Origin of the sequence: Clostridium sp. AF17-21AC, assembly GCF_003461365.1 — a bacterium.
In the GTDB taxonomy this organism is placed as follows: Bacteria; Bacillota; Clostridia; order Lachnospirales; family Lachnospiraceae; genus Coprococcus; species Coprococcus ammoniilyticus.
This window is the reverse complement of record NZ_QTWY01000001.1, coordinates 322,972-338,020: the sequence shown is the minus strand read 5'-3', so window position 1 is coordinate 338,020 and position 15,049 is coordinate 322,972. Positions and strand designations below refer to the sequence as shown.

The window sequence follows — 15,049 nt, the reverse complement described above, 5'->3', positions numbered from 1 at the left end:
ATCGACAAGTATAATAAATATTATATGGTACTGATAAAAATTATCAAGGGAAAGAATGCAGGATTAATCATGAAAACGACCAGAACAACAGATCTGCTGAATGAATTATCAACCGATGATTCAAATATACATTTTAAATCATATATAACATCTCATGCAGATGATATGTCCTGTGACAATCTGCAGGATTATTTTAATCTTTACTTTAAAGATCACCCGGAGCTTCTGACCGCCGATGTCATAAAACGAAGCAATCTGGACCGCGGCTATGCTTATCAGATCTTAAACGGCAGGAAACCACATCCCGGAAAATACAAGCTGGTTCTTCTGGCATTATGCGCCGGAATGAATTTGAAAGAGATCCAACGTGCACTTACAATCTCCGGAAATGCCGTGTTGTATCCCAAATTTCCACAGGATGCTGCCCTGATCGTATGTATCAATCAGAACTGTACTTCTGCATTTGAAGTGATGAATTTCTTTGCAGAAAATAATCTGGATTTCCCTGAATAAACGGAGGTATATCAAATGGATACTTTTAGAAACATGAGAAACGACAAACTGGCGAAAGCCATGATAAACAAGCTGGCTGCCAGAAATATGGAAGGCTTCTATGTCCAGACAAAGGAAGAAGCTAAGGAGCTTGCACTGAGTCTGATCCCGGAAGGAAGCTCTGTCGGCTGGGGCGGTTCCATGACCGTAAAAGCAACCGGACTTTTAGATGCTCTTATCGAGGGAAACTACAAAGAGCTGAACCGTGATGCAGCAAAAACACCGGAGGAAAAAGACCGGATCTCCAAAGAATGTTTCTTCGCTGACTACTTCTTAACAAGCTGTAATGCGATCACCGAAGACGGCATTATGGTAAATATCGATGGCAATGGAAATCGTGTGGCTGCCATCGTCTATGGTCCTTCCCATGTTATCGTGATCACAGGAATGAACAAGGTAGTACGGACAGAAGAAGATGCTTTAAGCCGTGCAAGAAATGAAGCAGCTCCGATCAATGCACAGCGCTTCGGACTTTCAACCCCTTGCAGTACAACCGGCGAATGCGCAAACTGTCTGTCACCGGAAACAGTCTGCTGCCAGTTCTTAACCACCCGCTATTCCAAGCACAAAGGACGTATCAAGGTCATCCTTGTAAATGAAGATCTGGGATTTTAGAAAACAGACAAATTTCAGGGGCTGTTTATTATTATTGCGCAAGACACTTTCGTTCTATCCTACTCTGTATAACTTCGAACTAACCTCGACAATACCTCGCTAAGTTCTCAGTTATCGACGCAACGGTACATAAGGTTGCAAAATACGCAACCTAAGTACCGGCGCTCGGACAGGCTTGCTACATTATAATAAACAGCCCCTGAAATTTGTCCGTTATCCTTCTATCGAGATAATCTTCTTTTCTTCTACTTCCGGTTGGTCGTCGAATTTTGGTACATAGACATACAGAACACCATTTGCAAATCTTGCTTTAATATCTTGTTCACTGACTTTGTCGCCGACATAGAAGCTTCTCTTATAATGACCGGAATACCGTTCCTTTTTGATATAGCTTCCTTCCCTGTCTTCACGATCCTGTCCAGTATAGCTGGCAAGAATTGTCAGGTAACCACCTTTTAATTCTGCCTTGATGCTTTCCTTTGGAAATCCCGGCAGATCCATCTCTATCTCATATCCGTCCTTTGTTTCGAATATATCAGTTGCCATTGTAGTCATGGTACGAAGTCCGGAATGGCTGCCCCAGAAGGGATCATCAAAGAAGCCATTCATCATCTCAAAATTATCTGAAAAAATACTTGGTCTATCCATCCTAATTACCCCATTTCTATCTATATTTCTGATTCTCTTTCATCAGTCATATATTACTGTCATTTTCCTGCATTTTATTAGACTCACACAACTTTCTCTATTATATGCAGTTACTTCATACCATTATTTATAGCACGTTTTGTTAGCACTGTAAACAGCTGAGTGCTAATTCAAATATTATCTTTTTGTAAACTTCTCCTCCAGTACCCGGATACCATGATAGAACATCTCATTAATCGGAGTGGGCACGCCAAGCTCTTTTCCCATCTTTATGACATTACCTGCAAACATCTCTACCTCGGTCAGCTTCTCCGCTTCCAGATCCTGCAGGGTTGATGGTTTGTTCTCGGGTGGAATTGTCTTTACTGTAACATCCTGCTCCGCTATTTCTTTTTCACCTATATCGATTCCCTTCCTCTGCGCGATCGCAGCCACTTCCCGCATGGCATTGTCACGGATCCAATTCGCACTGTCGCTGATACGAAAAAATCCAAATGGGATACCGAGCAACGCACAAGTCATATTTTCCCCAATATTGCACATGTATTTAAACCAGAGTCCCTTTAACATATCCGGATCGATCTCATATGGAATATCGGCATGATCAAATACTTCTTTTACAGCAAGTACACGATCTGACAGAACATCATTTTTATTCTCTCCGAAGTGGATCTTGCCCCAGTACGGATCAAAGTCTGCTTTTCCGTCTTTCATAACAATGGACATTCTCATATATGCATACAATACATGTTCTTCGCCAAATGCCTGAATCAACTGTTCCTCACTGTCTACACCATTTAACAAAGACAGGATCAATGTATGTTCGCCTACCTGATGGCGGATATCTTCTATTGCCTGTGCAAATCCATAGCCCTTTACACCGATCAGTATCAGATCCGCCGGCTCACCCTGTTCTTCGGGTGTCACGATCGGGAATCTGTAGTTGACGCCATTGATCGTAACTCCTTTACTTTCCAGACGTTTTTTACGTTCACCACCTGCAATAATATAAAAATCATCTCCAAATGCTTCATATAATCTTGGCGCAAAAAATACACCCATCGCGCCAAGTCCAATCAATACAATTCTTTTGATCTTCATATTTCTTATTCCTCTTTTCCACTATATTGATTCTTTGTTTAACATTCTATCCTGTTTTGGTGTGATTCCACGCCATCTTTTATATGTTCTTATAAAATGACTACAGTCAAACTGTCCTCCTCACAAAACAGTCATACATTTTCTGCAAATATGCCTGGGGGATATTTAATGTATGAATGTTGAACTTGATAACTGCATACCAGACGTTTTCTGTTCTCAATCGATGCCCCGATTGAGGGTGTTTACCTTTTCGCAGTCTTCTTCCAATAATCTGCGAAATGATCTTGCGGCTGTATTCAGCGGATGCTGGCTGTCATATATCATGCAGATATGCCGGTCAGGAATTTTCTCCTTTAGGACTGCCTGTATTACCTCTCCGCGTTCGAGCGCCTCACCTGCCATGGATTCCGGTATAAATGCCAGTCCCAGCTCACAACGGACAAGCGGCAGGATCTGATCTGTTGTCGCAGCCTCCGTATCCGGTGCAAATTCTATCCCGTACGATAAAAACAGCCGCTCATAAAACCGAAATGTCATCGTTTCTCTTCCAAGACTGATCAACGGATAATTCTTTAATTCTTTTAAAGACAACGTCTTTCCCTGCAGCTCTTTAAAGGATTGTCCACCGATCAGGATCTCCCGAAACGATCTCAACATTCTGGTTTCAAGGGGCGAGTCTGCTTCCACCGGTGTCGACACAACAGCAAAATCAATCTTACCGCTCTTTACTGCATCTACTGCCTCCGGCGTGGAATGATTATAGATTCTCAGTCGAATTCCCGGATATGCAGTATGAAATGACCTTAATTTATCAAACAAATATATATTTAACGCTGTCTCGCTGGCTCCGATCGATATACTTCCATGTACCATGCCCGAATAGTCCGCCAGTTCTTCCTCTGCCGTTAATAACTGATGCATAGCTGCCGACACATACATATATAGTTTTTCTCCCTCAGGTGTAAGCTGAACGCCCCGGTTGGTTCTTACAAATAAGGTACTGTGCATCTGCTGTTCCAGACAGTTCATCGCTCTTGTAACATTTGGCTGGCTGTTTTCCAGAACCTTCGCAGCCTTTGTAAAATTATGATATTTGGCCACATAATAGAATATTTTATAATATTCAAAGTTAATATTCATCTGTCTTCTCCGTTTCTTTTATCATATCAAATGATTATGTCTATCATATCAATTATATCTTTTACTTATCATCCTGCCAATAGTATAATTATGCAGAACAGAAAAAGAAAGGAAGTCGGTTAAGCATGAACGAAACTACAATTTTCCCACGAGAAAAAAGAGCAGATTTCTTATTTGAAAAAATCCTGAATGATCCATGGGCATGTGAGAAATTACAGGAAACATTTGCAAATTACCTGTGTTATAACGAGGATGCTTACGATGCACCACTTCCGGCAGAAGAATTTGCACAAGCACTATTCAATTCCTATCATAACCGGGATCTGTCTGCATTTCTTATGGCGATCTGCAACAATACCCTGTTTGATCTTCTGCGTAATTCCTTTCTGATCCCATATCGATTCAACGCAGATGGCAAAACAAATCCTGTCATTATGACAGATGATAATGGTCAGTTGCTTCCTGAATACGAAACTTCAATCTGGGAAAAAGAATATCGTCATTTTCATAAGATCTATCAGACACTTGGAAACAACAAAAATATCTATCTCGCCCGCGCATACAGATACAGTCACGATTATGCCGCAAATGACATGAAACCGGAACAGAAGATTCTGGAAAAAAGTGACGGTGTACTGTTGATCCGCGAGCTTCCCGATACTGTAAAGCAAAAGGAGACAGAGGCAGAAGCATATTCTGCTGTATGGAATCTTATGATCGCACTGGAAAAGGAGCTTCCTATGTCCTACATTTTCTACGGGCAGGATTCTCTGGTGAAAAATAATTCCCGATATGATGAAATCGGCATATTCCTTCCAAATTCATTATTCCTGACGAATCTGGAACATCATATTGAAAAAGCGGAGGAGATCATCTATGCCAAAGAACAGTAATTATACAGATATCATGGAAAAAAACCATATGGAAATTCCATGGCATGATTATGTAAAAAACGATAGCAATGTCCTGATCGCCAAGGCGGGGCTGATAGAAAAAGCCTCTGTTATTGGAAGGGTCGGGTTAATTATGCTCTCCTGTGGAACAGGTGCCTGGCGTGTTCGTACTTCCATGAACCGTCTGTCCAAAGAACTGGGCGTAACCTGCACCGTTGATGTCGGATTGATGTCCATTGAATTCAACTGTTTTGATGGAACCGACTGCGTTTCACAGTCTCTGAGCATTGCGAATACCGGTGTAAACACCTCGAAGCTCTATCGGATGGAACAATTCGTTGACAATTTCCCAAAAGAAGAAGCCCATCTGACGGGCGAAGAGATTCACCGGCGTCTTGATCAGATTGAGAAGATCCATACACTTTATTCACCTGCAAAACTGGGTCTGGCTTCAGCCCTCGCCTGCTGTGCATTTACCTTCCTATTAGGCGGCGGTCCTGTTGAAATGATCCTTGCTTTTATTGCAGCCGGTGTTGGAAATGTCATCCGTACCAAAATGATCAAGCACCATTTTACCCTTTTCTTTAACATAGCAGTATCCATATCAGCCGCATGCATGACATATGCCATCTGCTTTCACCTTGCAGAAATCTTCTTCCACGTATCTGCACTCCATGAAGCTGGCTATATCTGCTCAATGCTGTTTATCATTCCCGGATTTCCATTCATAACAAGCGGCATTGACCTGGCTAAACTGGATCTTCGGTCCGGGCTTGAACGTCTGAGCTACTCTGTCATCATAGTTTTAGTAGCCACTATGTTCGCCTGGATCATGGCATTGCTGTTACATTTTCATCCTCAGGATTTCTCCGCTTTGAATCTGGCTGTAGGTACAAAGCTTATCCTGCGGATCATTACAAGCTTCTGCGGAGTCTTCGGTTTCTCCATTATGTTTAACAGCTCGATTCCGATGGCTGCAACTGCTGCCTGTATCGGAGCAGTTGCAAATACTCTCCGGCTGGAGCTTGTCGATTACACAAGCACGCCTCCGGCTGCTGCCGCATTCGCAGGCGCATTAACCGCAGGTATTCTTGCCTCCATTATAAAAAGGAATAACGGATATCCAAGAATCTCTCTGACCGTTCCGTCCATCGTTATCATGGTTCCGGGACTTTACCTTTATCGTGCTTTCTATAATCTTGGTATCATGTCCCTAACAGAGGCTGTTTTATGGTTTTCATCTGCGATCATGATCATTGTTACCCTGCCCCTCGGTCTGATATTTGCAAGGATCCTGACAGATCGTACTTTCCGGTACTGCTCCTGATTCATGTATCGGGCGCAAGTCCTTATTTATCTTTTATGTTGAAAAATTATCATTGAATTATGTCGTATTCTGGCATATAATATTTCCAGATATTTATATATTCAGGGAGCTGACAAATTAGCCGGCTGAGAGGAGAATGAAGTTCTCGACCTGTGAACCTGATTTAGGTAATGCTAACGTAGGGATGTGTATTAGAGGTGCCCTGCGGCATCTTTTTTATTGCTCTGTGGCAGATCGGGAGCACCACTTTCTACCACGTAAAATAACATTGGTTGTAGTAGGAGGATAATATGGAAAATTACACAACACAAATGGACGCAGCCAGAAAAGGGATCATCACTCCGCAGATGAAGATCGTAGCGGAAAAAGAACATATGGCTGTCGAGGCGCTCAGGGATTTAGTTGCAAAGGGACAGGTTGCCATCTGTGCTAATAAGAAACACACCTGTCTGAATCCTGAAGGTGTCGGCAGTATGCTGCGTACCAAAATTAACGTAAACCTTGGAGTATCCAGAGACTGCAAGGACTATAACATTGAGATGGAAAAAGTAATGAGTGCAGTTAATATGGGCGCTGAGGCGATCATGGATCTGTCCAGTCATGGAAATACACAGCCATTCCGTCAGAAGCTGACAAGCGAATGTCCTGCCATGATCGGTACGGTTCCGATCTATGACAGTGTCATCCACTATCAGCGTGATCTTGCAGAGCTGACAGCAAAGGATTTCATCGATGTTGTCCGTCTTCATGCAGAAGATGGTGTTGACTTTGTAACCTTGCACTGTGGAATCACAAGAAAAACGATTGATCAGATCAAAAAACATAAACGTAAAATGAACATCGTAAGCCGGGGCGGAAGCCTTGTATTTGCATGGATGAGTATGACCGGTCAGGAAAACCCGTTCTATGAATATTTCGATGAGATCTTAGATATCTGTGAAGAATATGATGTTACGATCTCCCTCGGAGATGCATGTCGTCCGGGCTGTCTGGCAGATGCGACTGACGTATGCCAGATTGAAGAACTGGTACGTCTGGGCGAGCTGACAAAGCGTGCCTGGGCACACAATGTACAGGTTATGGTGGAAGGTCCCGGTCATGTACCGCTTAACCAGATCGCAGCAAATATGGAAGTCCAGAAGACCTTATGTATGGGCGCACCATTCTATGTTCTCGGACCTCTGGTTACAGATATCGCTCCCGGTTACGATCATATCACCAGCGCGATCGGTGGTGCTGTTGCTGCCATGAACGGAGCTGCTTTCTTATGCTACGTTACACCAGCCGAGCATCTTGCACTTCCAAATGTAGATGATGTAAAACAGGGTATTATCGCATCGAAGATCGCTGCTCATGCAGCCGACATTGCAAAGGGTATTCCGGGTGCCAGAGAGATCGATGATAAGATGGCGGATGCCAGACGTGTCCTGGACTGGGATGCACAATATGCCTGCGCACTTGATCCTGCTACAGCCAAAGCGATCCGCGACAGTCGTATGCCAGAGGATGACCACTCCGACACCTGTAGTATGTGCGGCAAGTTCTGTGCTGTCCGCAGCATGAACAAGGCTCTCGCCGATGAGTACATCGACATTCTGTAGTACGAATGCATATAAAATGAGCGGTTCTCTGCCACTGACTATCTATAATTGACTCGCTATGATTTCTATTTGATGCACATGCCTGATTCGTAAATACTCCTGTGCCAACTCGCCTTCGGCTCAGACAGGCACCCGTATTTACTGGCAATGTGCATCGCGTGACGAAATCTTTGCTAATGTCAATATATAGTTCGTCAGTGACAGAAAAACGCCCATTTTATTTGCTGTCGTATTGCAGAATGTAAAACATGCAGTTCTTAATATAATCAGAATGTTTTCCAACATCTTTCTTTCATAAAATCTGCAATAACAAAGATATTTTCACCTTCAGCTAAAAAGCCTCTCCCATGTTTGCATTTCTCCAATATATGCATTCATCTTTTCTTGTCATACAATGGATGGTCGCCGCGGTCAACCACAACCTCGTACCCGATTCCCTGCATTCTCCGCATCATACAACCACAACACTCCGAGGCTTCTTCCCCGGTGCAGATCTTATTGTCATATAACAGATATTTTTTCCTGACACCGACCGGTGACAGATTCGGCATCACAACATTTGCCCCGGCAAGAATCCCCTTCTCCCTGCCAAGCGGATGGATCGTGCCAAGTGCTGTTGTCGCAGGAAGCAGCACAGTAGGATGGATCAGACGGATAATTGACAGCAGCCGTAAGGTCATCTCAAGTGTTCCGGCAGCATCTTTTCCAAATGGTGTGTCTGCCTGCGGAATAAAAGGTCCGATTCCGCACATTTCCGGTTCCAGTTCTTTGATCAGACAGAGATCCTCATATAACGTATCGACCGTCTGATATGGTGAACCGACCATAAAGCCACACCCAGTCTGATAACCGATCTCTTTCAGGTCATGCAGGCACCGGATCCGGTTGTCAAATGACATTTCTTTCGGATGAAGCTTCTCATAATGTGCCTTATCCGCAGTCTCGTGACGAAGCAGATAACGTTCCGCCCCGGCAGCAAAATACCGCTCATAGGCTTCTCTGCTTTTCTCTCCGATCGACAATGTGATCGCACAGTCCGGATGCTGATGTTTAATCTCTGATACGATCTCACAGATTAGGTCATCTGTATAAAACGGATCTTCGCCTCCCTGTAACACAAATGTCCGGAACCCGAGCCGGTATCCACTCTGACAACAGTCAAGGATCTGATCTTTGGTCAGCCGGTATCGATCAACATGACAGTTATCTCTTCTTATCCCACAATAAATGCAGTTATTTTTACAATAATTTGTGAACTCGATCAGTCCACGCATATAGACTTTATTTCCGTATACCTTCTGTGCTTCCGTTCTGGCACATGCCATCAATTCTTCGATCATTTCCCGATTGTCTGTTTCCAGCAGAAGCTGAAGCTGTTCCTTTGTAATATTCTGTTTATCGCGAATCTCTGTTATCAGTGTATGCATAAACGGTTTCCATCCTGTTTTTATTTACAAATAGTTTATCACATTTTACTCTTATACAACATCCACTTTTCCGGATTGCATACAAACGATGCAAAAAAAGTTCAAAGATATTGCATTTCTGTGTCGGTTTTTATACAAAAATGATGCATTTCGAATATATGCTAGATTCATCAAATAAATGAACAACCGCTCATGCCCGGGCAGCGAGTTTCGACAACAGACCATATGTCTGTAGATAAACAATGAGATAAATACTTACATGAAACCGGAGGAACTTGAGGACATGACAACTCTTACAATCAAAACAAATGCACTGGATAACAATATACGGATCATCAAACGTCTGGCAAATGGCGCAAAGGTCATAGCAGTATTAAAGGGGAACGCTTATGGGCTTGGGCTTACAAAATTTGCATCATTCTTACAATCAAAGGGTATTGATAACTATGGTGTAACCGAACTGTCAGATGCTGTCACCTTACGCAGAAACGGCATCACGGGAAATATCCTGCTGATGACGCCTTTATATAACTCAGAAGATATCACGACGGCAATCGATCATGATATCACACTCAGCATCACCAGTACCGACTGTGCACATGTGATCGATGAAACAGCCGCCTACATGAACCATCCGACAGTCCATGCACATCTCTGCATTGACACCGGATTTGGCAGATACGGTTTCTTATGTTCCGAAGAAAAACAGATTGCCGATACCGTACAGTCACTAAGGCATGTGCGGATCACCGGTATCTTCTCTCATTTCCATGCAGCTGCATGCAGAAATGAATACTATGTGAAGAAACAGTTTCAGGATTTCACTCACCTCTGTGACACACTCCAGAAAGACGGTATTCCGGTAGGCATCCGTCATATCTCATCTTCAACCTCGATGATAAAATATCCATCCATGAATTTAGATGCCATCCGCATCGGCTCTGCCTTTCTTGGCAGACTTGCGGTTCCAAATGATTATGGTTTTCATGAGGTCTGCAATCTGTCTGCCTGTGTGGACGATATCTATGAGCTGCCGGTCGGTCACAACATCGGCTATGGTCACAGCTTTAAACTGTCACACAATACAAAAACAGCCGTTATCTCCGTCGGATATTATCATGGACTTGGGATAGAACGCCACACCGATTTCCGGACAAATTTCTTCTCTCCGATCCGTATTTATTATAAATTAAAAGGCACTTTCCATAAAAAATCACCGGCTGCCAGCTTTAAAGACTGCCGGCTTCCGGTGTTAGGTCAGATCAGTATGAACTCCGTGATCGTGGATACAACCGGATGTAATATCTCGGTAGGCGATATGGTTACATTTCCGATCAACCCGATTTTCGTCAACAGCGCTGTTCCGCGGGTATATATGTAACCTGTCTCGTGTTGTCTGAACTACTGTTGTGTATATGTATCCTGCCTCATGTTGTCTGAACTACTGTTGTGTATATGTATCCTGCCTCATGTTGTCCGGGATACTGCCGGTACACTTTGTACTATCGTTTGCTTTTTTTCGTTATGAGATGCAAATTGTCAGCGAATGCGGGTGCCTGTTTGAGCCTGAAAGGCGAGTTGGTACAGGAGCATGAGCGAATCAGACATTTGCAACGAATAGAAAAAAACAAGACATACAAAGTATACCGGCAGTATCCCGGACAACATGAGGCCGAACACATACACATCCGTAAAATAGCAGTATCCCGGGCAACATGAGACAGCCAAATTTTATATCACATGGATGCGACAGGTGTTACTATCATATACCTTGCATCCCCGGTCAGCGGATCACGGCGTTTGTAATCGAATAATATATAGCATACTTCAGACAGACGATTTCCCGTCTCTCTGTTGTAATAAATCTTTTCTATGTGTGTCATTCTGGACATAGATTTCCAGTCACAGCCATGATAGTCTTCTTCCCGAAGGTATCTGTGGTCGTTGGCCTCACGGATGTAGAAGTCCCGGAACAAATCTCTCACACCCTCCTGTTCCGGGGCGAAATCCGGTCGGGTCTTCATATTCTCACGAAGATATAAATCAAATACCAGCATTTGCCGAATCAATTCTGTCTTCTTAGGGAAGTGTTCTTCTGCAAAATGAAGCAGTACATGATACCGGTAGATTCTCGCCGGTGTCTGGATAAAATATCCCTTTTTGTCATAATAAGAAGCAAGGCTCGCATAAAAATCAAACGGCGAATCAAATTCTTCCACCAGGAATGGCAGCGTGTTCTCAAACTGACAGCTGTTATAATAAATCTCTACCATTTCTTCGATCTGCTTTAACCGCAGGATCTCATCATAAGATATCCACTTTGTAAATAATACTTCATACGGCGGACAGCTTGTATACTGTAAACCATATCGTTCTGCATTATCATGCATCTTCGAACCCTTTAGCACCTTTAAAAAACCTAGCTGAAGCTGCTCCGGCTTCATCGCATATACGTCATTAAAAGAATGTGCAAATGATTCATAATCCTCATACGGAAGCCCCGCGATCAGATCCAGATGCACATGCACATTATGTCCCTGATGGATCCGGGCAACGATCTTTGCAAGCTTATCAACATCCATTACACGATTGATCTCCTCTATCGTCTGCAGATTTGTCGACTGCACTCCGATCTCCATCTGTATCGCACCTGGCCGCAGACTGTTGACCAACTCCAATTCTTCCTCATTTAAAATATCTGCAGCAATCTCAAAATGAAAATTCGTGATTCCATTGTCATGTTCTTTGATATACCTCCAGATCGCCATCGCATGTTCATGGGAACAGTTAAATGTCCGGTCTACAAACTTCACCTGTTTTACTTGATGATCCAGGAAAAACTGCAGCTCCTTCTTCACCAGATCAAGATTGCGGAACCGAACCCGTTTGTCAATCGATGACAGACAATAACTGCACCGGAACGGACAGCCTCTGCTGCTCTCATAATAAATGATCTTATTTTTAAAAGTGTCCAAGTCATAATACAGAAAGGGAAGCTCCGACAGATCGGTAAGTCCTCTTGGCTTCGTACAAAGAATATCTTTTCCTTCCCGAAGCACCAGGCCGTCAATATCCCGAAAACCCCCGGTATCACGGAAATTTTCAATACCACAGGAATTCCCAGTATTACAGGCGTTCCCGATATCATAGAACTTCCCAGTATTATGAATATTTCCAATATCAAGATATCTTCTCAGCACATCATAAAAGGTTGCCTCTCCTTCTCCAACCATAACTCCTGTAAGCTCCGGCATCTCCGCAAGAAGCTGATCGGCATCGTAGGTTACTTCCGGTCCGCCAACCCAGATATCTGTATCCGGAAGGAGCTTCTTTAATTCTGTAATGAGCTCACGGATCATCTCGATATTCCATATATAACAGGAAAATCCAATCGCATCCGGCCTTCTCTTATAGATATCCGCAAGAATCTCTCCTTTTTGATTGTTGATCGTATATTCTGCAATCTCAATATATTCTGCAAGAGACGGCTGTTTCTTTACTGAATAAGAATACAGGGAATAAATCCCTGGATTCGAATGAATATATTTTGTATTTAATGCTGCCAGTAAAAACTTCAAGGAATTCACAACCTCCTACTATATGATTTTCTGTATCTTTGCAGGCTTATTCATAATAATCTCTTTTTCATGTTTCTGATATATGAAATTATTTATCCATTTCAAGGATTATACCACAGATAAGATTTATTAAGCTACAAAATCCGGTATTTGCCTTTACTTTAGGAAACGCGGATGATAGACTGAGTCTGTAGACAAAATTTTATTATAGGAGGGTATCTATGAACAAAAAAATGAAACACGTACTTTTGGCATTGTGTGTCTGCATCTTTGGTCTGATGATGACCGGCTGCGGTTCTGCTATTAACACAACCGTAAAACTCACCTCTGCCACCAAAGCAACCTGTACGATTGAACAGGGTTATGATGATGAAATGTTGGATGGACTTGCCAGCATGTCTGAAATGACCAAAAAAGAACTCATTAATGAACTTAAGGGATCCGGTGCCAAATATTCAAAAAAGAAGATCGATGGTGTTACCTACCATATGTTCTCCATGACCGTAAAAAACAAGAAACTCAGTGATATCGAAGATTTACTTTCATCTGCAGGTTACACAAATGTATGTCTGACAAAGAATTTCTTCTATGCTACACTTGATCCTTCTACAGCAGGCAGTAATCTTACAATTGCAAAACTTGCCGACGCTGCACAGCTTCAGAAAAACGATCTTACTGACAGCCTGTCATTCTACATGAATGTAAAGGTTTCATTTAAGAATAAGGTTAAGACCACAAACGGTAAGCTTTCAAACAAATCAAAGACCGTTTCATGGACTATCAGGGATGCCAGCAAGAAGAAAAACTTCTACGCATCTACCAGTAAGGTTACAAAAACAGCAAAGACAACAGCCGTTAAGAACAACAAGTCCTACAAAGCCGGCAAGAAGATCACAGTATCCAACAGCAAGAGCCTTGTAAAGATGAAACTGGACGGCAAGGTAGTTAAGAAGAACACAGTCGTTAAGAAAAAGGGAACACATACCCTAACCATCTGGTCAAAGAACGGCAAGGTTCAGAACGTAACCTTTACAATTAAATAAGACGATTTATCACATAAAAAACATCCATACCTTTATTTACAGCATTTATCTGTATTATAAAATATGGATGTTTTAATTTTATAATTTTATCTTTTTATCATAGACAAGAATCCATCTGCTCTGTATTGTTATAAAGCAGATGGATTCTGTACTATAATCATATTCTTAATGTTTTCTATTTCATCCAGACGTCAATATCAACGGATCCTGAGATTCCCGGCACACTTCCCTCACTGGTATACTGCCAGCCGGTAAACAGATATGGGAAATCGGGTACATTGGAATATTGTGCCAGCCAGAGCTGATAATCACCCAATCGATCCATATCCAGATTCTGCGCATACCAGTTTCTATTTGCATAGATCATCGGTGTATATCCGGCATTTTTTATCGTCTCACAAAAACCAACAATGGCATCGGTACGCTCTTCATTTGAAATATCATTTGCGCGGGCACCTTCTGCTTCCATCTTCTCCGTATCAATTACAACCGGATAACTGATCTTATAACCTGCGATATTCTGAAGTACATACTGTGCTTCTTCTACTCCTTCATCATAACTTACTGCCTGTGTATAGAAATATACCCCAACCGGCATTTCTGCTTCCAGAGCTGTTTCTATATTCGTCACATAGCCGTCATCCAGTGCCAGACCACCCTGTGTATATCCACGATATCCCAAACGGATCATTGCAAACTGGATACCGGCTTCTTTTACCTGATCCCAGTCGATTGATCCCTGATGACTGGATACATCGATTCCAAGCTTTGCATGCTTGATTTTATCATCCGAATAACTCATATAGCCATTATCATCCAGTTGAAACCGTTCCAAATCATAATTATGTCTGGCTACCTTACTACTGATCTTATAAAGCTGTGCAGTTTCTTTATCATCTCCTACAATGATGTAACTCTTCTTGATATAATTCCAGTAATTGTCATAGATCAGATTTGCCAGCTCTCCCGGTGTCAGTTCTAGACCATGTTCCATTTCCGTGTACAAGGCAGGTGTCGATCTGGTTGTCTTATTATAATCAATACCAATACAGATTCCTGCAATGATTCCAATTACAATTCCTGCGCCGATGCACACTGCATATTTCATTCTTTTTGCTAATTGT

The 15,049-nt window shown here is 42.5% G+C and carries 13 protein-coding genes and 1 riboswitch; of the genes, 7 read left to right on the top strand and 6 right to left on the bottom strand.

Features of this window, described 5'->3' with window-relative positions; genetic code table 11:
- The first annotated feature begins 24 nt into the window (after positions 1-24).
- Both DWW85_RS01575 and DWW85_RS01570 read left to right on the top strand, forming a co-directional pair.
- A complete protein-coding gene (locus DWW85_RS01575; protein WP_181986476.1) occupies positions 25-513 on the top strand; it encodes a hypothetical protein in 489 nt (162 codons plus the stop codon).
- A 15-nt stretch (positions 514-528) separates the two neighbouring features.
- Positions 529-1,167, top strand: coding sequence for a lactate utilization protein (locus DWW85_RS01570; RefSeq protein ID WP_117807283.1), 639 nt, complete (start codon positions 529-531; stop codon positions 1,165-1,167).
- A gap of 213 nt (positions 1,168-1,380) precedes the next feature.
- Here the strand turns inward: DWW85_RS01570 and DWW85_RS01565 are convergent, their stop codons facing one another.
- From DWW85_RS01565 to DWW85_RS01555, 3 genes are all read right to left on the bottom strand, one after another.
- Positions 1,381-1,815 carry an Hsp20/alpha crystallin family protein gene (locus tag DWW85_RS01565; RefSeq protein WP_117807282.1) on the bottom strand — a complete coding sequence of 145 codons (435 nt, stop codon included), beginning with the start codon at positions 1,813-1,815 and terminating at the stop codon, positions 1,381-1,383.
- Positions 1,816-1,992: 177 nt separating this feature from the next.
- Entirely contained in the window at positions 1,993-2,916 is a 924-nt protein-coding gene (locus DWW85_RS01560; RefSeq protein WP_117807281.1) for a ketopantoate reductase family protein, read from the bottom strand.
- Positions 2,917-3,132: 216 nt separating this feature from the next.
- Complete coding sequence (locus DWW85_RS01555) at positions 3,133-4,056, bottom strand: LysR family transcriptional regulator (protein ID WP_117807280.1); 924 nt, start codon at positions 4,054-4,056, stop codon at positions 3,133-3,135.
- Positions 4,057-4,181: 125 nt separating this feature from the next.
- Between DWW85_RS01555 and DWW85_RS01550 the strand changes: the two genes are divergently transcribed.
- The 3 genes from DWW85_RS01550 (at position 4,182) to thiC (ending at position 7,877) form a co-directional block, all read left to right on the top strand.
- Positions 4,182-4,949 carry a DUF4866 domain-containing protein gene (locus DWW85_RS01550; RefSeq protein ID WP_117807279.1) on the top strand — a complete coding sequence of 256 codons (768 nt, stop codon included), beginning with the start codon at positions 4,182-4,184 and terminating at the stop codon, positions 4,947-4,949.
- On the top strand, positions 4,933-6,276 hold the full coding sequence (locus DWW85_RS01545) for a threonine/serine exporter family protein (RefSeq protein ID WP_117807278.1): 1,344 nt from the start codon (positions 4,933-4,935) through the stop codon (positions 6,274-6,276). The genes DWW85_RS01550 and DWW85_RS01545 overlap by 17 nt, the downstream gene beginning before the upstream one ends.
- A gap of 92 nt (positions 6,277-6,368) precedes the next feature.
- Positions 6,369-6,478: riboswitch (TPP riboswitch) on the top strand.
- A gap of 88 nt (positions 6,479-6,566) precedes the next feature.
- Positions 6,567-7,877: a phosphomethylpyrimidine synthase ThiC gene (thiC, locus tag DWW85_RS01540; RefSeq protein ID WP_117807277.1), complete on the top strand. Its 1,311-nt coding sequence runs from the start codon at positions 6,567-6,569 to the stop codon at positions 7,875-7,877.
- Between the two features lie 374 nt (positions 7,878-8,251).
- Here thiC and hydE read toward each other — a convergent pair whose 3' ends face one another.
- Positions 8,252-9,304 (bottom strand): [FeFe] hydrogenase H-cluster radical SAM maturase HydE, encoded by a 1,053-nt coding sequence (gene hydE, locus DWW85_RS01535; protein WP_117807276.1) that lies wholly within the window; start codon positions 9,302-9,304, stop codon positions 8,252-8,254.
- Positions 9,305-9,587: 283 nt separating this feature from the next.
- Between hydE and alr the strand changes: the two genes are divergently transcribed.
- The gene (gene alr, locus DWW85_RS01530) at positions 9,588-10,685 is read left to right on the top strand and encodes an alanine racemase (protein ID WP_181986475.1); all 1,098 of its coding nucleotides are present in this window, start codon (positions 9,588-9,590) and stop codon (positions 10,683-10,685) included.
- A 355-nt stretch (positions 10,686-11,040) separates the two neighbouring features.
- Here alr and DWW85_RS01525 read toward each other — a convergent pair whose 3' ends face one another.
- A complete protein-coding gene (locus tag DWW85_RS01525) occupies positions 11,041-12,891 on the bottom strand; it encodes a B12-binding domain-containing radical SAM protein (RefSeq protein WP_347470662.1) in 1,851 nt (616 codons plus the stop codon).
- Positions 12,892-13,103: 212 nt separating this feature from the next.
- Between DWW85_RS01525 and DWW85_RS01520 the strand changes: the two genes are divergently transcribed.
- A complete protein-coding gene (locus tag DWW85_RS01520) occupies positions 13,104-13,925 on the top strand; it encodes a hypothetical protein (RefSeq protein ID WP_117807273.1) in 822 nt (273 codons plus the stop codon).
- A 175-nt stretch (positions 13,926-14,100) separates the two neighbouring features.
- On the opposite strand, the gene DWW85_RS01515 is transcribed toward DWW85_RS01520, so the two are convergent.
- A complete protein-coding gene (locus DWW85_RS01515; RefSeq protein WP_242995977.1) occupies positions 14,101-15,033 on the bottom strand; it encodes a glycoside hydrolase family 25 protein in 933 nt (310 codons plus the stop codon).
- Between the last annotated feature and the right edge of the window lie 16 nt (positions 15,034-15,049).